Annotated in this window: 13 protein-coding genes; 3 read left to right on the top strand and 10 right to left on the bottom strand. The window is 71.7% G+C overall.

Translation table 11 applies throughout. The features are described from left to right. Positions 1 to 36: 36 nt before the first annotated feature. From AC1VNH_RS05040 to AC1VNH_RS05055, 4 genes are read right to left on the bottom strand one after another with little or no spacing between them, the layout of a single operon-like run. Entirely contained in the window at positions 37 to 570 is a 534-nt protein-coding gene (locus tag AC1VNH_RS05040) for an FtsB family cell division protein (protein WP_307324308.1), read from the bottom strand. A 36-nt stretch (positions 571 to 606) separates the two neighbouring features. Continuing rightward, positions 607 to 1,887 carry a phosphopyruvate hydratase gene (gene eno / locus AC1VNH_RS05045; RefSeq protein ID WP_483110181.1) on the bottom strand — a complete coding sequence of 427 codons (1,281 nt, stop codon included), beginning with the start codon at positions 1,885 to 1,887 and terminating at the stop codon, positions 607 to 609. A 58-nt stretch (positions 1,888 to 1,945) separates the two neighbouring features. After that, positions 1,946 to 2,662, bottom strand: a complete 717-nt coding sequence (locus tag AC1VNH_RS05050) for an O-methyltransferase (protein ID WP_483110182.1) — start codon at positions 2,660 to 2,662, stop codon at positions 1,946 to 1,948. Positions 2,663 to 2,694: 32 nt separating this feature from the next. Further along, on the bottom strand, positions 2,695 to 3,543 hold the full coding sequence (locus AC1VNH_RS05055) for an SGNH/GDSL hydrolase family protein (protein WP_483110183.1): 849 nt from the start codon (positions 3,541 to 3,543) through the stop codon (positions 2,695 to 2,697). A 95-nt stretch (positions 3,544 to 3,638) separates the two neighbouring features. Here AC1VNH_RS05055 and AC1VNH_RS05060 point away from each other — a divergent pair, with 95 nt between their 5' ends. Next, positions 3,639 to 4,889: an APC family permease gene (locus tag AC1VNH_RS05060; protein ID WP_483110184.1), complete on the top strand. Its 1,251-nt coding sequence runs from the start codon at positions 3,639 to 3,641 to the stop codon at positions 4,887 to 4,889. Here the strand turns inward: AC1VNH_RS05060 and hisS are convergent. Genes hisS through AC1VNH_RS05075 form a run of 3 tightly spaced genes read right to left on the bottom strand, consistent with a single transcriptional unit; the run spans position 4,873 to position 7,947 of the window. Next, complete coding sequence (hisS, locus tag AC1VNH_RS05065) at positions 4,873 to 6,126, bottom strand: histidine--tRNA ligase (protein ID WP_483112693.1); 1,254 nt, start codon at positions 6,124 to 6,126, stop codon at positions 4,873 to 4,875. The two genes, AC1VNH_RS05060 and hisS, sit on opposite strands and share 17 nt — an antisense overlap. Positions 6,127 to 6,160: 34 nt before the next feature. Further along, the gene (locus AC1VNH_RS05070) at positions 6,161 to 6,808 is read right to left on the bottom strand and encodes a nucleoside triphosphate pyrophosphohydrolase (RefSeq protein WP_483110185.1); all 648 of its coding nucleotides are present in this window, start codon (positions 6,806 to 6,808) and stop codon (positions 6,161 to 6,163) included. Then, a complete protein-coding gene (locus AC1VNH_RS05075) occupies positions 6,805 to 7,947 on the bottom strand; it encodes a Na+/H+ antiporter NhaA (RefSeq protein ID WP_483110186.1) in 1,143 nt (380 codons plus the stop codon). Before AC1VNH_RS05075 ends, AC1VNH_RS05070 begins: the two co-directional genes overlap by 4 nt. 135 nt (positions 7,948 to 8,082) lie before the next feature. Between AC1VNH_RS05075 and AC1VNH_RS05080 the strand changes: the two genes are divergently transcribed. Further along, positions 8,083 to 10,752, top strand: a complete 2,670-nt coding sequence (locus tag AC1VNH_RS05080; RefSeq protein WP_483110187.1) for a phosphoenolpyruvate carboxylase — start codon at positions 8,083 to 8,085, stop codon at positions 10,750 to 10,752. Positions 10,753 to 10,880: 128 nt separating this feature from the next. Here the strand turns inward: AC1VNH_RS05080 and AC1VNH_RS05085 are convergent, their stop codons facing one another. Further along, positions 10,881 to 11,456 carry a gamma carbonic anhydrase family protein gene (locus tag AC1VNH_RS05085; protein ID WP_483110188.1) on the bottom strand — a complete coding sequence of 192 codons (576 nt, stop codon included), beginning with the start codon at positions 11,454 to 11,456 and terminating at the stop codon, positions 10,881 to 10,883. Positions 11,457 to 11,573: 117 nt separating this feature from the next. Here AC1VNH_RS05085 and gdhA point away from each other — a divergent pair, with 117 nt between their 5' ends. Beyond that, positions 11,574 to 12,932, top strand: a complete 1,359-nt coding sequence (gdhA, locus tag AC1VNH_RS05090; RefSeq protein WP_483110189.1) for an NADP-specific glutamate dehydrogenase — start codon at positions 11,574 to 11,576, stop codon at positions 12,930 to 12,932. Positions 12,933 to 12,945: 13 nt separating this feature from the next. Here the strand turns inward: gdhA and AC1VNH_RS05095 are convergent, their stop codons facing one another. Both AC1VNH_RS05095 and mfd read right to left on the bottom strand, forming a co-directional pair. Next, positions 12,946 to 13,311: an SdpI family protein gene (locus AC1VNH_RS05095; RefSeq protein ID WP_483110190.1), complete on the bottom strand. Its 366-nt coding sequence runs from the start codon at positions 13,309 to 13,311 to the stop codon at positions 12,946 to 12,948. An 8-nt stretch (positions 13,312 to 13,319) separates the two neighbouring features. Next, entirely contained in the window at positions 13,320 to 16,904 is a 3,585-nt protein-coding gene (gene mfd, locus AC1VNH_RS05100) for a transcription-repair coupling factor (RefSeq protein ID WP_483110191.1), read from the bottom strand. Positions 16,905 to 17,160: the final 256 nt, after the last annotated feature.

The following is a 17,160-nucleotide window of genomic DNA, read 5'->3' on the forward strand; positions in this document are numbered from 1 at the left end:
CTCCCAGGCTACCGCGAGCCGCCTGGGAGGCCGGGCTCAGGGCGCAGGAGTGGCGGGTGTCCCGCCGTCCGCGGGAGCCGTGGGGTCGGCGACCGCGGTCTTGGCGGCACCGGCGGTGATGACGGAGCCGACCAGCTGGGCCATCCAGTCGGTGCGTGTCTGCTGCACCTCGTCGCTGACCGCATCCTGCTCGCGCGGCTGCTGCGCCGCCGTCAGGTCGTTGTCGACGATGTAGGCGATCTCGCCGGGGTTCATGTAGTACAGCCGCTCACGCGCCTGCGTCGTGATGTAGGCCGGGTCGTCCCAGCGCTCGCTCTGCGCCTGCAGGTCGGCGATCTGCGACTCGGTCAGCTGCACCGAGTTCTGGAGTGCCGCGATCCGCTGCTGCTGGTCGAGGTAGGTGCCCACGGTCGGCACGAGCACGAGCACGCCCAGCACGACGAGGCCCAGCATGATGATCATGAAGCCGGAGAGCCGGATGCCGCCGAGCCAGTCGCGCACGTCGACGCGGCGGCGGGGCGCATCCGAAGAACGCCGGGAACGAGAAGGAGGAGCCGTTCGTGCTGCCACGGCTCCTCCTCTCGTTCAACGACGTTCGGTCGTCACTCAGCCCTTGAAGCGCGGGAACGCGGCACGGCCGGCGAACACAGCCGCCTCGCCCAGTTCCTCTTCGATGCGCAGAAGCTGATTGTACTTCGCGACGCGCTCGCTCCGAGCGGGCGCACCGGTCTTGATCTGACCCGCGTTGGTCGCGACGGCGAGGTCGGCGATCGTGGTGTCCTCGGTCTCACCCGAGCGGTGCGACCACATCGAGCGGTAGCCGTTGCTGGTGGCCAGAGCCACCGCATCCAGCGTCTCGGTGAGCGAGCCGATCTGGTTGAACTTCACCAGCAGCGCGTTGGCGACACCGAGGTCGATGCCCTGCTGCAGGCGCTTCGGGTTGGTGACGAACAGGTCGTCGCCGACGAGCTGCACCTTGGTGCCGATGGCGTCGGTGAGGGCCTTCCAGTTGTCCCAGTCGTCCTCGGCGAGGGCGTCTTCGATCGTGACGATCGGGTAGTTGGCGACCAGGTCGGCGAAGTAGTCGACGAGCTGCGCGGGGCTCCACGGCTTGCCCTCGACGGTGTACACGCCGTCGTTGTAGAACTCGGTCGCGGCGACGTCGAGGCCCACGGCGATGTCGGAGCCGGGCGTGAAGCCCGCCTTCTCGATGGCCTTGAGCAGGAAGTCGAGTCCCTCGCGGTTGCTGGGGAGGTCGGGGGCGAAGCCGCCCTCGTCGCCCAGGCCCGTGTTGTAGCCGGCGGCCTTCAGCTCGCCCTTGAGGACGTGGTACACCTCGGTGCCCCAGCGCAGCGACTCGGCGTACGTCTCGGCGCCGATGGGCGCGAGGAAGAACTCCTGGAAGTCGATGCCGTTGTCGGCGTGCTCGCCACCGTTGATGACGTTGAACAGCGGAACGGGCAGCAGGTGCGCGTTCGGGCCGCCCAGGTAGCGGAACAGCGGAAGGTCGGCCGAGTCGGCGGCGGCCTTGGCGACAGCCAGGCTGACGCCGAGGATCGCGTTCGCGCCGGTGCGCGACTTGTTCTCGGTGCCGTCGGTCTCGATGAGGATCTGGTCGATGACGCGCTGCTCGCTCGCCTCGACACCCTCGATCGCCGGGCCGAGCTCGTCGATGACGGCGTTGACGGCCTTCAGCACGCCCTTGCCGCCATAACGGCTCTTGTCGCCGTCGCGCAGCTCGTACGCCTCGAACGCGCCGGTGGATGCGCCGGAGGGCACTGCCGCACGCTGCACGACACCGTCATCGAGGAGCACCTCCACTTCGACGGTCGGGTTACCGCGCGAGTCGAGGATTTCGCGCGCGCCTACAGCCTCGATAAGTGCCACAGGGGACTCCTTGAGTTTGGGGGTGTGATCTCGGAGCGACATCGGTCCACTTCCGAGTCTAGTGACGCCGGGCGTCGGCCCCACCGGAAGAATCCCCCGGATGCGTGATGAGAGCCACCGCGAAGCCGTCCCAGCCCTTCGCATCGAGGGTCTGCACGGCCGTCGCGTCGAACCGGTCGTCGTCCGCGAGCATCGCCAGCGAGCGCCGCACGCCCTCGACCTGACTCTCGTGGTTCGTCGCATCCACGATGCGACCGGCGCGCACGACGTTGTCGACGACCACGACGGTTCCGGTTCGCCCGAGGCGGGCGGCCCAGTCGAGGTAGATCGTGTTCGACTCCTTGTCGGCGTCGATGAACACGAGGTCGAAGGGTCCCTCCAGCTGCGGGAGGACCTCCGCCGCCCTCCCCTGCCGGATCTCGACGCGCTCGCCCACGCCCGCGTCGTCGATGCTCTGCCGCGCCACCGCGGCGTTGCGCGACTCCGCCTCGATCGTCGTCACCCTCCCCTGCTCCCCCACGGCGCGTGCGAGCCAGATCGTGGAGTATCCACCGAGGGTGCCGATCTCGAGCACCCGGCGTGCGCCGATCATCCGCGCCAGCAGGTGCAGCAGCTTGCCGGTCAGCGGCACGACTTCGATGGCGGGAAGGCCCGCCGCATCCTGAGCCGCGCGGGCATCCTCCAGCGCGGGGTCGCTCTCGACCAGCGTCTTTGTCAGGTACGCGTCGACGGCGCGCCAGCCGTCCGGCGTCGGTGCCGGGTTCGTGTCGCTCATGCCGCCAGCCAATCGGGGCGCGTGCGACCAGGTCAACCCCTGCCGGCGAGCGCGTCCCGCGTGTCAGGAGGCTGGTGTCCGGAGGGCAGCCGCACGTCTTCACCGAGCGCGGCGAGCACCGACGGCAGCAGCGCGTCGGCGGTCCGGCGGTAGCCGACCGCGCTCGGATGGAACCGGTCGAGGCTGAACATCTCGTCGGGGTTCGAGATGAAGAACGGCCCCACGACGTGCCGCAACGACACGGCCCACGCTCCCGCGGAGGTTGCGGCGCGCACCTGCGCCTGAGCGAGCTGGCGCGACAGGCGCGAGCCGAGTGAGCGCAGCGGCTGCGGCACCGGACGCAGCGCGCCGAGATCCGGGCAGGTGCCGACGACGACCTCGGTGCCGTCCTGTCTCAGCCGCTCGATCGCCGCCTCCAGCGAAGCCACCGAGCGGGAGACCGGGATGCGGTGCGTCACATCGTTGCCGCCGACCACGATCACCGCGATGTCCGCGCGGTAGTCGTCGGGCAGGGCGTCGAGCTGGCCGGCGAGCGCGGCGGACTCGGAGCCCACCACGGCCGCGGTGCGCAGGCGCACGGGGCGCTGCGTGCGGCGGGCGAGCGCGCGGGCGAGCCGCGCGCCCAGCGTGTCCTTGCGCCGCTCGGCGCCGAGCCCCGCGGCGATCGAGTCCCCCAGCACGAGGAGCTCGATGGGCGTGCCGTCGTAGCCGGGACGCCACACGCGGTCGGCCGAGGGCGCCTGTTCGCCGAGCGGCTTGCCGATCTGCCGGCGGGCGTGCGCGGCCTGGCGCCGCAGCACCTCCCGGGCGGCGGCGAGCGCGAATGCGATCACTCCGGCGAACGCTGCGACCGTGCGCGCGGGGAATCGGATGCGGGCCACGCCCCCATCCGAACCCCTCGCGGTGAACGGGTCGTGACGGCTGGGTGACCGATCGGCGCCCCGGCGGTTCACACCGCTGCAGTAGGGTGCCCGACGTGACCGGCCCCACCCTGCAGCGACGCCTCGGACTCGGCGATGCCATCGCGATCGGCCTGGGCTCGATGATCGGCGCCGGAGTGTTCGCCGTCTTCGCCCCCGCCGCGCAGGCCGCCGGCGCGGGACTGCTCGTCGGGCTCGCGATCGCGGCGGTCGTCGCCTTCGCGAACGCGACCTCCACCGCGCAGCTCGCCGCCGCGCATCCTGTCGCCGGCGGTGCGTGGGCCTACGGTCGCGCCGAGCTCGGCCCGTGGGCGGGGTTCGTGGCGGGCTGGGGGTTCGTGATTGGCAAACTCGCGAGCTGCGCCGCCATGGCCATGACCTTCGCGGCCTACGCCGCTCCGGCCGGCTTCGAGCGCCCCGTCGCCGTCGCGGCGGTCGCAGCACTGACGATCGTGAACCTGCTCGGTGTCACCCGCACGGCCCGGCTCACCCGCATCCTGGTCGCGATCGTGCTCTTGTGTCTCGCCGTCGTCGTGGCCGCGGGCGCTGTGTCGCTGCCTGCCGACGCCGGCTGGACCGGCGGCGAGGTCAGCCCGTACGGGGTGCTGCAGTCGGCGGGGCTCCTCTTCTTCGCCTTCGCCGGGTACGCCCGCATCGCCACGATGGGCGAGGAGGTGCGCGACCCCGCCCGCACGATCCCCCGCGCGATCCTCGGCGCCTTCGCGGGCGCGCTCACCGTGTACGCGATCCTCGCCCTGCTGTGCCTGCTGGTCCTCGGCTCCGAACGGCTGGCGGCCGCATCCGCTCCGCTGGCCGAACTCGTCTCGGCCGCGGGCTGGGAGTGGGCGCAGCCGGTCGTGCGCGTGGGGGCCGCCGCCGCATCGCTCGGGGCGCTCCTCGCCCTCATCGCCGGCATCGGGCGCACCTCGTTCGCGATGTCGCGCGGCGGAGACCTGCCGGGTTTCTTCGCCGCCGTGCACCCGTCGCGGCACACGCCCTACCGCGCCGAGATCGCCGTCGGGGCGATCGTCATGATCGCCGTCGCCCTCGTCGATCTGCGCGGCGCGATCGGCTTCTCATCGCTCGGCGTGCTCGTGTACTACCTCGTCGCGAACCTCGCGGCGCTGCGACAGGATGCGGCGCACCGCCGCTTCCCGCGCGCGCTCGCTGCCCTCGGCGCCGCCGGCTGCGCGGTGCTCGCCGTGACGCTGCCGTGGCAGGCCGCGATCGCCGGGGCGGGTGTGCTCGCCGTCGGCGTGGTGCTACGGCTCGTGTTCGGCCGCCGCGGGGCTACGCGAGCGGCTTGAGCTCGAGCTCCGACGGGTCGTCGCCGGCGGCGACCGTCGCGAACGCCGTGTAACCGTCGGCGGCCGCGCGCTCCAGCAGCGCCTTCAGGTTCTTCGTGCGCTGCTCGAGCCGCACGCGCGAGCCCGCGGTGACGAGCGCCGACTTCACGCGCACGAGCTCGGCGACCGGCACGTCGCGGTCGTGCACGAGCACGACGGCGTCGAGTCCCGCATCCTCCCCCGCCGAGACGAGGTCGACGATGCGTTCGAAGCCGATCGAGAAGCCGACCGCCGGCACGTCTTGCCCGAGGAACCGGCCGATCATGCCGTCGTAGCGTCCACCGCCGCCCAGCGAGTAGGGCACGGAGGGGTGCGCGAGCTCGAAGATCGTGCCCGTGTAGTAGCCCATGCCGCGCACGAGGAACGGATCGAACACGAGCGGCACCTCGTCGAGCCCCACCGCGGCGCTGACCGCCTCTCCGATGCCCGCGAGGTGCGCGACGACCTCGTCGGCGATGCCGTCGGGCAGCTGCGCGCGGATGTGCGCCTCGCCGAACGCCGTGTCGTCCGCCGCGGGGCGGGCGAGGAAGGCAGCGAACGCGTCGACGGCGGATGCGGTCGCTCCGCGCTCGCGCAGCTCGGCTTCGACGCCCGCGGGTCCGATCTTGTCGAGCTTGTCGATCGTGATCAGCACGCCCGCACGCTCGGACGCCTCGAAGCCGAAGACCTCCAGCATCCCGTCGAGGGCGCGGCGGTCGTTGATGCGCACGCTCGCGCCGACGAGGCCGAGCGCGTCGAGCGTGTCGAGGGTCGCAACGATGAGCTCCGCCTCGGCACGCGCCCCGGCGTCGCCGATGATGTCGATGTCGCACTGCACGAACTGGCGGTAGCGCCCCTTCTGCGGGCGCTCCGCGCGCCACACGGGGGCGATCTGCACGGAACGGAAGACGCCCGGCAGCTCGGCCCGATGCGAGGCGTAGAACCGCGCGAGCGGCACGGTGAGATCGAACCGGAGCCCGAGGTCGCTGAGGGCCGCCGGGTCATCGGCTGCCGCGGCGATCGCCTCGGGAGAGAGCGCGCGCTTGAGTACGTTGAACGCGAGCTTCTCGTTGTCGCCGCCCATGCCGGCGTGCAGACGGTCGTAGTCCTCCATGACCGGCGTCTCGATCTCGTCGAAGCCGTGCGCGCGGTAGCGGTCGCGGATGACGGCGAGCACGCGCTCGCGGCGGGCCTTGTCGACGGGGAGGAAGTCGCGCATGCCGCGCGGGGGGTTCACTGCTGGCACCAGACCATCATCCCAAACCGGCCTCGGCCCGGCGCACACCCTCCTCCAACGCGCGCGTACGCGTGCGCAGGGCACGCTCCGCATCCCAGCCCTCGGCCTTCGCCCGCACGACGAGCGCGAGCAGGGCGTCGCCCAGCTGCTCCTCCGAGGTGATCTCGAGCGGACGCGCTGGGATGGCGGCGCCCGGGGCCCGGCCGACGACCTTCTGCGCGCGGGCGAGCGCGGGCATCGCGGCGGGGATCCCGTCGAGCACGCTGCGTCGCTCGCGCTTCTCGGCGGCCTTCGCCGCGTTCCAGTGCACGAGCACCTCTTCGGGCGTCGTCGCCGTCTCGCCCGCGAACACGTGCGGATGCCGGCGCACCATCTTGTCGGCGAGGTCGCCGGCGACGTCGTCGATGTCGAAGGGGTCGTCCGGGTCCCGCGACGCGATCTCGGCGTGGAAGAGCACCTGCCACAGGAGGTCGCCCAACTCCTCGCGCAGCTCCGCGCGGTCGCCGTTCTCGACCGCGTCGATGACCTCGGCGCTCTCCTCGACGAGGTAGGGCACGAGGGCGGCGTGGTCGATCTGCTGCGACCAGACGCATCTCTCGCGCACCTCGTGCATCACCTCGGCCGCGCGCCGGAGTCCGTCGGAGGCCGCATCCGCGTCGTTCATACCCTGCGCTCCTCGCGTCGGTAGTGCCGTGCCCGCCATGCTACGAGCACCGCGGCGACCACGAGCGAGACCAACGACCCACCGAGCACGCCGAGCGTCGCCTCGTCGCGCAGCAGGCCGTCGCCCGCGAAGGCGAGCTCCGAGAGCAGCAGCGAGACGGTGAACCCGATGCCGCCGAGCGCGCCCGCCGCGAGCAGGTCGGCGAACCGCAACCGACCGTCGGGCTCCTCGAGCCGCTGCGCGAGCCAGCCGAACACGGTGATGCCGACGATCTTGCCGACCGGAAGCGCGATCAGCACGCCCCAGAACACCGGCTGCAGCTCGTCAACTCCCACTGACGGGATGGCGACGGATGCGGCCGACAGCGCGAACAGCGGCAGCACCAGCCCGTTCACCCACGGGTCGAGCGCGTGACGCACGCGTGCCGCGGGGCGCGGGGCCATCGCGAGCCCCAGGGCGACGCCCGCGATCGTGGCGTGCACGCCGGAGAGGTAGACGAGCACCCAGACGAGGATGCCGAGCAGCACCAGCACGATGCCGAGCGGCACCCGGTTGCGCTCGGTGAGCCGGCGGCTCAGCAGCGCGAACAGCACGACGCCCACGAGGGCGGCGAGCAGGAGGAACACGTCGACGCCGTCGGTGAAGAGCACGGCGATGAACACGATGCCGACGATGTCGTCGAGGATCGCCAGCGCCAGCAGGAACGCCCGCACGCCGGTCGGCAGGCCGCGGCCGAAGACGGCGAGCACGCCGAGAGCGAAGGCGATGTCGGTGGCGGTGGGGATCGGCCAGCCCGCAGCGGACGAGGTGCCCAGCGAGAAAGCGAGGAAGATCGCGATCGGCACCAGCACGCCGCCCGCGGCGGCGATCGCCGGCTGCACGGCTCGGCGGGGCGAGCTCAGCTGCCCGGCGGTCAGTTCGTGCCACAGCTCGATGGCCGCGACGAAGAAGAAGATCGCGAGCAGGCCGTCCTGGATCCAGTGACCGACCGAGAGCGAGAACACCCCGGGGATGCCGACGTACGCCTCTTTGACCGCGGCGACGCCCGCAGCCAGCGGCGAGTTGGCCAGCACGAGGCCGAGAGCGGCCGCGATCAGCAGCACGACAGCGGGGAAACGTTCGGAACGAAGCAGGCGCATACGCCCTCCAGGGTGGGGAAACAGTGTCCGTCGCCAGGCGACGAGGCGACCAGACTTCCCGCCACTCCGGTATCCATCGTAACGGGAGGCTGCGCGTGTCATTTGTGGTCTCCGGCTCCCAGTACCGTTATTCCCATGCTCGAACCCACCCCCACCGAGGCCATTCGCGTCGTCGGACGCCACGAGGCGGGGCAGGAGATCCCGGATCAGATGCGCGCGGACGTGCGCGTGCTGGGCTCACTGCTCGGACAGGTGCTGCAGGAGAGCGGCTCGACGGGTCTGTACGAAGACGTCGAACGCCTCCGCGTCGCGACCATCCAGGCCTATACCGACCCGAGCGACGAGGCTTTCGAGCGCGCCGCCGAGATCGCCGACTCGTTCACGATCGAGCGTGCCGACGAGGTCGCCCGCGCCTTCACCGTCTACTTCCACCTCGTGAACCTCGCCGAGGAGCACCAGCGCGTGCGGGTGCTGCGCGAGCGCGACGGCCAGCCCGAACCCGAGGGTCGCACCGACTCGATCCGCTCGGCCCTGCGCCAGCTCGCGTCCGAGGTCGGCGACGACGTGGCGCTCGAGCGCCTGCAGTCGCTGCGGTTCCACCCGGTGTTCACCGCGCATCCGACCGAGGCGCGCCGCCGTGCGATCTCGACCGGCATCCGGCGTCTGTCCGAGCTGCTCGACGAGTACGACTCCCTCACCGAGGGCGGCGTCGACCAGCGTCGCGCACGCCGGCGGATGCTGGAGGAGATCGACACCCTCTGGCGCACGGCCCCGCTGCGCGCCGAGAAGCCGTCGCCCACCGACGAGGTGCGCGCCATCATGGCCGTCTTCGACGACACGCTCTTCACGACCGTTCCCCGCGTCTACCGCCGCGTCGACGACGCACTCGGCGAGGGCGCCGGCAGCCGTGCCCCGCTCGTGCGCCCCTTCGTGCGCGTGGGCACCTGGGTCGGCGGCGACCGCGACGGCAACCCGTTCGTCACCGCGAAGGTCACGCGCAAGGCCGCCGGCATCGCGAGCGAGCATGTGCTGCTCGGGCTCGAGCGCACCGCGCTGCGGATCGGCCGCACGCTCACCCTCGACGCCGCATCCACTCCCCCGAGCGATGCACTGATCGCCCTCTGGAACCGCCTCCGCAGCGCCGACGAGGAGGCCGCGGCCGAGATCGCCAAGCGCTCACCCAACGAGCCGCACCGCCGCATCCTGCTGATGGTCGCGCGCCGGATCGCCGCGACCCGCACCCGCAACGCCGACCTCGCCTACCGCGACCCCGAGCACCTGCTCGCAGACCTCCGCACCGTACAGCAGTCGCTCGCGGATGCGGGCGCCGCCCGCCAGGCCTACGGCGCGCTGCAGCAGCTGGTGTGGCAGGTCGAGACCTACGGCTTCCACCTCGCCGAGCTCGAGGTGCGCCAGCACTCCGCCGTGCACAAGAAGGTGCTCGCGGAGCTGGAGGCCGGCGGCGAGCGCAGCGAGCTGACCGAGGAAGTGCTCGAGGTCTTCCGCGCGATCGCCTACATCCAGGAGCGCTTCGGGCCGCGCGCCGCGGGCCGCTACATCGTGTCGTTCACCCAGTCCGCCGAAGACCTCGCCAACGTGCACCGTCTCGCACGGTACGCCGTGGGCGCGGACGGCACGGCGCCCGTGCTCGACGTGATCCCCCTGTTCGAGACGTTCGCCGACCTGCAGGCGGCCCCCGGCATCCTGGCCGAGATCGCCGAGCACCCGGAGTTCGCCGCGCGTCTGGAGGCGACGGGACGGCGCCTGGAGGTCATGCTCGGCTACTCCGACTCCTCGAAGGACGTCGGACCGGTCGCCGCGAACCTCGCCCTCTACGAGGCGCAGGCGGAGATCGCCGCATGGGCGCAGGCCAACAACATCGAGCTGACCCTCTTCCACGGCCGCGGCGGCGCTCTCGGCCGCGGCGGCGGGCCCGCCAACAGCGCGATCCTCGCGCAGCCGCCGCACTCGGTCGACGGCCGCTTCAAGCTCACCGAGCAGGGCGAGGTCATCTTCGCCCGCTACGGCGACCCGCAGATCGCGATGCGCCACATCGACCAGGTGGCCGCCGCCATCCTCATGGCGTCGGCTCCGTCGAACGAGGCGCGCAACCGCCGCGGGGCCGAGATGTTCGCCGAGATCGCCAAGGTGCTCGAGGACTCCTCGCGCGAGCGGTTCTACTCGCTCGTGAAGGCTCCCGGCTTCGCGCCGTGGTTCGCCACCGTCACCCCCATGGAGGAGGTGGGACTCCTCGCCCTCGGCTCGCGTCCCGCCCGCCGCGGCCTGTCGGTCGAGTCGCTCGAAGACCTCCGCGCCATCCCGTGGGTGTTCGCGTGGTCGCAGGCGCGTATCAACCTCGCCGGCTGGTTCGGGCTCGGCACGGCGCTCGACACCGTCGGCGACGAGCAGCTGCTGCGCACCGCCTACGCGGAGTGGCCGCTGTTCCGCGCGATGATCGACAACGTCGCCATGAGCCTCGCGAAGGCCGACGACCGCATCGCCCGCGAGTACCTCAGCCTCGGCGACCGCGACGACCTCGCACAGCTCGTCATGGAGGAGATGTCGCTGACCCGCGACTGGGTCGTGCGCATCGTGGGCGGCGACGCCCCGCTCGCCAACAAGGCCGTGTTGCAGCGCGCCGTGAAGCTGCGCAGCCCCTACGTCGACGCCCTGTCGCTCCTGCAGCTGCGGGCGCTCCGGGCCCTCCGGGACGCCCCGGCCGACGCGCCCGCCGACACCGCCAACCAGCGTCTGCTGCTGCTGTCGGTCTCGGGCGTCGCGGCCGGCCTGCAGAACACCGGCTGAGCCGCATCCGGCGCCTTTCGGCGCCATCCCTGTGCAGGAGATATCCCGCCGTCAGGACGATCCACCCGGATTCATCCTGTCGGCGGGATTCTTCCTGTTGAGACAACGCGCGCGGATGCAGCCGCGCCTCAGTCGAGGAGGCGGTCATCGTCGTGGCGCGCGAGGCTGCGGCCGTAGCGCTCCGTGAGCTGGACGAGGCCGAACACGTAGCCCGGGAAGTCCAGCTCCTGCTGGCGCGCCCAGATCTCGTCGTGCTTGTCGGGCGAGACGACGATCGCGGGATCCCCCACGGCGACCCAGCCGATCGGCACGACCGAGCCCTCACTGAGATGGGTACGGAGGTGCACCGTGGCGCCGATGCGCACCTCGCTGCGACGGTCGATGCGCGCGCCGTTGAACACCCGCGCGCCCGTCGCGATGAAGACCTCCTCCGCGATCGTCGCCCCGGCGATGCTCGCGGTAGGACCGATCAGCGTGTGATCGCCGATGTGCACCGGGTTCGCGGCCGTCGCGCGCACGAGCGCGTTCTCCATGACGATGACGTGCTCGCCGAGCGTCAGCGGGCCACCCTCCGAGGTGAGGATCGCGCCGTGCAGGATGCGGCATCCCGCCCCGACGGTGACATCGCCGCTCAGCACGGCCGTGGGTGCGACGCTCGCCGACGGATGGACCGACGGCGAGGCGCCGAGGTGCTCGTAGCGCATGCCGTCACCCTAGGGCAGCGCGTGTCAGGGCGACAGGTGCGGCGCCGCTAGGGTGGGAGCGTCCGCATCCATTTGGGACATCGCGCCGCGCGCGATACCCGGCCAGAGAGAACCACGTTGACCGAGACCTTCGCCGCGCTGCCCGAAGCCGTGCGCTCCACCTTCGCCACCGTCCTCGCCCGCAACCCCCACGAGCCCGAGTTCCAGCAGGCCGTGCACGAGGTGCTCGACTCGGTGGCCCCCGTCATCGAGCGCCACCCCGCGTTCGCCGAGCTCGGCATCCTCGAGCGCATCGTCGAACCCGAGCGGCAGATCATGTTCCGCGTGCCGTGGGTCGACGACGCCGGCACCGTTCGGGTGAACCGTGGCTTCCGCATCCAATTCTCCTCCGTGCTCGGCCCGTACAAGGGCGGACTGCGCTTCCACCCGACCGTGAATGCGTCGATCGTGAAGTTCCTCGGGTTCGAGCAGATCTTCAAGAACGCCCTCACGGGGCAGGGCATCGGCGGAGCGAAGGGCGGCAGCGACTTCGACCCGCATGGGCGCTCGGATGCCGAGATCATGCGCTTCTGCCAGTCGTTCATGAACGAGCTCTACCGGCACCTCGGCGAGCACACCGACGTGCCCGCCGGCGACATCGGCGTGGGCGCCCGCGAGATCGGCTACCTCTTCGGCCAGTACCGCCGCATCACCAACCGGCATGAGTCGGGCATGTTCACCGGCAAGGGCGTGCAGTGGGGCGGCGCCGAGGTGCGCACCGAGGCCACCGGCTACGGCGCCGTGTTCTTCGCCGAGGCGATGCTCGGCGTCGCGGGCGAGAGCCTCGAGGGACGCCGCGTGAGCGTGTCGGGTTCGGGCAACGTCGCCGTGTACGCCATCGCGAAGGCGCAACAGCTCGGTGCGGTGCCGGTGACCGCATCCGATTCCAGCGGCTACGTCGTCGACGACGCCGGCATCGACCTGGGTCTGCTGCGGCAGGTGAAGGAGACCGAGCGCGCGCGGATCGCGGAGTACGCGGCCCGCCGGCCCAGCGCCCGCTTCGTACCGGACGCCCGGCCGTGGGAGGTGCCCGTGGACGTCGCACTCCCCTGCGCGACGCAGAACGAGCTCGACGAGACGGATGCCCGGACCCTCATCGCCCACGGCGTGCGCGCGGTCGTCGAGGGCGCCAACATGCCCTCCACCCCCGGCGCGATCGCCGCGTTCCGCAGCGCCGGCGTGCTGTTCGCGCCCGGCAAGGCGGCCAACGCGGGCGGCGTCGCCACCTCGGCGCTGGAGATGAGCCAGAACGCCTCGCGCCAGCGCTGGACGTTCGCCGACAGCGAGGCGAAGCTGCGCCAGATCATGCGCGACGTGCACGACGCCGCGTTCGACGCGGCGGAGCGCTACGGGCGCCCCGGCGACTACGTCGTCGGCGCCAACAGCGCGGGCTTCGAGCGCGTCGCCCACGCCATGGCGGCGCAGGGCGTCATCTGACGCGGGCCGTTCCTCAGGCGTCGGGCGTGCGGGCGGCCGCCGCGCGGGTGCCGACGGCCGCGCCGTAGAGCACGAAGCCCAGCATCGCGGCGCATCCGGCCAGCACGATCGCCGCGAGCCCTGCGGACGGCACCGGCAGCAGCGCGCCCAGGCCGCTGACGATGCCGGCGACGCCACCCCAGATCGTCGCCTGCTTCGCGCGGATGTGGGCGGCCAGCCATGCCTCGTCGCTCGCCATGGTGACGGACGTGCGGATACCGGCGATCGCGTTGCGCTTCAGACGACCGGATGCGGCGGCGCGCGCCATCCAGATCATGAGACAGCCCGAGGCCGCCATCACGACGGCGAGCAGGATGCGGATGAACAGGTCGTTCTCCATGAGGTACCTCAGGCCGCGGGGGCCGGCTCGGGGACGGGGAACAGCGCGTCGAGCAGCTGGCTCGTCCAGGCGATGAGCTCCGCGTCACCCAGCGGCTCGCCGCCGGCGGTGGGCAGCGGCACGACGAGGGCCTCACCCGAGGCCACGAGCTTCGCCTTCGGGTACAGCCGCTGCATCCGCACGCGCAGCGAATCGGGCAGGTGGGCGGGCGCGACACGGAGGTTCGGCCCCATCGCGACCACGTCGGCGAGCGACGAACGCGCCGCGCGACGACGGAGCCGCGCGACGGCCACGAGCCCCTCCACCTCGGCGGGCGGTTGCCCGTACCGGTCGGTGAGCTCTTCGATCACGAGGTCGATCGCGTCGTCCTTCGCGGTCGCCGACGCCGCCGCCGACAGCTTCTGGTATGCCTCCAGGCGCAGGCGCTCGCTGTCGATGTAGTCCTCGGGGATGCGGGCCTGCACGGGCAGCTGAAGGCGCAGCTCGGTCTGCCCCTCGGTCTCCTCGCCGCGGAAGGTGGCCACAGCCTCGCCGATCATGCGCAGGTACAGGTCGAAGCCGACGCCCGCGATGTGCCCGGCCTGCTCGGCGCCGAGCAGGTTGCCCGCCCCGCGCAGCTCCAGGTCTTTCAGCGCCACCTGCATGCCCGAACCGAGGTCGTTGTTGACCGAGATGGTCTCGAGACGGTCGGCGGCGGTCTCGCTCAGCGGCTTGGTCTCGTCGTACAGGAAGTACGCGTACGCGCGCTCGCGCCCACGCCCGACGCGGCCGCGCAGCTGGTGCAGCTGGCTGAGGCCGTACTTGTCGGCACGGTCGATGATGATCGTGTTCGCGTTGGAGATGTCGAGGCCGGTCTCGACGATCGTGGTCGAGACGAGCACGTCGGCCCGGCGCTCCCAGAAGTCGTCGACGACCTGCTCGAGCTGGTGCTCCCCCATCTGCCCGTGGGCGACGGCGATGCGTGCCTCCGGCACGAGCTCGGCGAGATCCGCGGCCACCCGCTGGATCGACGAGACCCGGTTGTGCACGAAGAAGACCTGCCCTTCGCGCAGCAGCTCGCGCCGGATCGCCGCCGCGATCTGCTTGTCGTTGCGCGGCCCGACGTAGGAGAGGATCGGGTGCCGGTCCTCGGGCGGGGTGGCGAGCGTCGACATCTCCCGGATGCCGGTGACCGCCATCTCGAGCGTCCGAGGGATGGGTGTGGCGCTCATCGCGAGGATGTCGACGTTCGTCTTGAGCTTCTTCAGGGCGTCCTTGTGCTCGACGCCGAAACGCTGCTCCTCGTCGATGATCATCAGCCCGAGGTCTTTGAAGACGACCTTCTCGGTGAGGATGCGGTGCGTGCCGATGACCATGTCGACGGTGCCGTCGGCGAGGCCGGCGACCACATCCTTCGCCTCCTTGTCGGTCTGGAACCGCGAGAGCGCGCGCACCTTCACGGGGAAACCGGCGAAGCGCTCGGAGAACGTCTCGAGGTGCTGTTTGACGAGCAGGGTGGTCGGCACGAGCATGGCGACCTGCTTGCCATCTTGGATCGCCTTGAAGGCGGCACGGACCGCGACCTCGGTCTTGCCGAAGCCCACATCACCCGACAGCAACCGGTCCATCGGGATCGGCCGCTCCATGTCGGCCTTGATCTCATCGATCGTCTGGAGCTGGTCGGGGGTCTCGGCGAACGGGAACGCCTCCTCCAGCTCGCGCTGCCAGGGAGTGTCCGGGCCGAAGGCGTGGCCCTTGGCCGCCATCCGCGCGGAGTAGAGCTTCACGAGCTCGACCGCGATGTCGCGCACGGCGCGGCGCGCCTTGCTCTTGGCGGCGGCCCAGTCGCTGCCGCCCATCTTCGACAGAGCGGGCGCCTCGCCGCCGACGTAGCGCGAGAGCAGGTCGAGCTGGTCGGTGGGCACGTACAGCTTGTCGCCCGGATGACCGCGCTTGGAGGCGGCGTACTCGAGCACGAGGTACTCGCGTTTGCTCTTGACGGCGTTGCGGCCACCGCTGGAGACCTCGCGCTGCACGAGCTCGACGAACTTGCCGATGCCGTGCGTGGAGTGCACCACGAAGTCGCCGGGCTTGAGCTGCAGCGGGTCGACGACGTTGCGTCGGCGCGACGCGAGCTTCTTGACGGCGCGGGTGTCGCTGCCGATCGTGCGGCCGTAGAACTCCGACTCGGTCAGCACCGCGAGCCGCGCGTCCGCGACCTGGAAGCCGCGTTCGAGCGTGCTCACGACGATCGTGGCGAGGCCCGGCTCGGGCGGCTCGCTCAGCGAATCCACACGGCGGGCCGCGATCCCCCGCTCGGCGAGCACGTCGCGGGCACGGTCGGCGAGCCCTGCGCCGGATGCGGTGACCACGACCGCCCACTGCTCGGTGAGCAGCTGGGCGACGTGATCGATCGCGCCCTCGACGCTGCCTGCGAAGGACGGCACGGATGCGGCGGCGATCCGCGTGACGCCGGCGTCGTCCGAGAGGCCCTCGGCGGCCGCATCCGCTGCGCCCGAGTCGAACGAGGAGAGCTCCCACCACACGTCGGTGCGCGCACGGGCGGCCTCGTGCAGTTCGGGCAGCGACAGGAAGTCCCCGGAGCCGAGGTCGACCGGGGTGTCGGCGCCGGCCACTGCGGCGCTCCACGCCGCATCCAGGAACTCCTGGTTGGTCTCGGCGAGCGTCGTCGCTCGGGTCGCGGCGCGCACCGGGTCGACGACGGCGACGGCGCTCGCGCGCGGCAGGTAATCGACGATCGTCACGAGACCGTCGACGAGCGCGGGGATGAGGGACTCCATGCCCTCGACGGGGATGCCCTCGGCCATCTTCGTGAGCATGCCGGCGAGCGACGGGAACGCGTCGGCGAGGCCGAGCGCGCGATCGCGCACCTCGTCGGTGAGGAGCAGTTCACGGCTGGGCAGCAGGTCGATCCGGTCGATGTCGCCGGGCAACGAGCGCTGGTCGGCGACGGAGAACGCGCGGATCTGATCGACCTCGTCGCCGAAGAACTCCACACGATAGGGGTGATCGGCGGCGGGCGGGAAGACATCGAGGATGCCGCCGCGCACCGCGAACTCGCCGCGGCGCGAGACCATGTCGACGCGGTGGTACGCGAACTCGACGAGGCGCACGACGATGGCTGCGAGGTCGTGGCCGCGGCCGCCGACGCTCAAGCGGATCGTGCCCGCATCCCCGAGTCCGGGAACGATCGGCTGGATCGCGCCGCGCACGGACGCGGTGACCACCAGCGGCGCGGTGCCCTCCCACTCGGCGATGCGCTGCAGCACGGCGAGACGGCGGCCGACGGTCTCGGCGCTCGGGCTGAGGCGCTCGTGCGGCAGGGTCTCCCACGCCGGGAAGTGGCGCACCTCGGCACCGGGGAGCAGTGCCTCGAGCGCCGGGCCCAGCGCCTCGGCGCGGCGGCCGGTGGGGGCGACCGCCAGCAGCACGGCGGGCTTGCCCGCCTCGCGGCGCCGCTCGAGCAGGGCCGCCAGCAGCGGGGCGTCGAGGCCGTCGACGAGGGAGAAGTCCCCGTCGACGGAGGCCGCCTCGGCTGCGTCTCGGAACGTTTCTGAGCGCGCGAGGGCGCGGACGATCCCGGGAACTGTCACCACAAGAGTCTACGGCGCCCCGCCGACACCCGCCCCGCGGGTGCTCCCCGGTGGTGGGGTGCTGCTCGCTCCGGTGGGCGCCGCCGTCATGTTCGAGGGACCCGAAACGCGCCCGATCAGGCGCCGCGGCCGCAACACGCGTCCCTCGAACACGGAGCCTCGCGCCACCGACCCGTTCGAGGGACCCCGAACGCGCCCGATCAGGCCCCGGGACCGCAACACGCGTCCCTCGACCATGAGGGGCCGCATCCGGTGC

Source organism: Microbacterium sp. KU4F, from assembly GCF_056868075.1.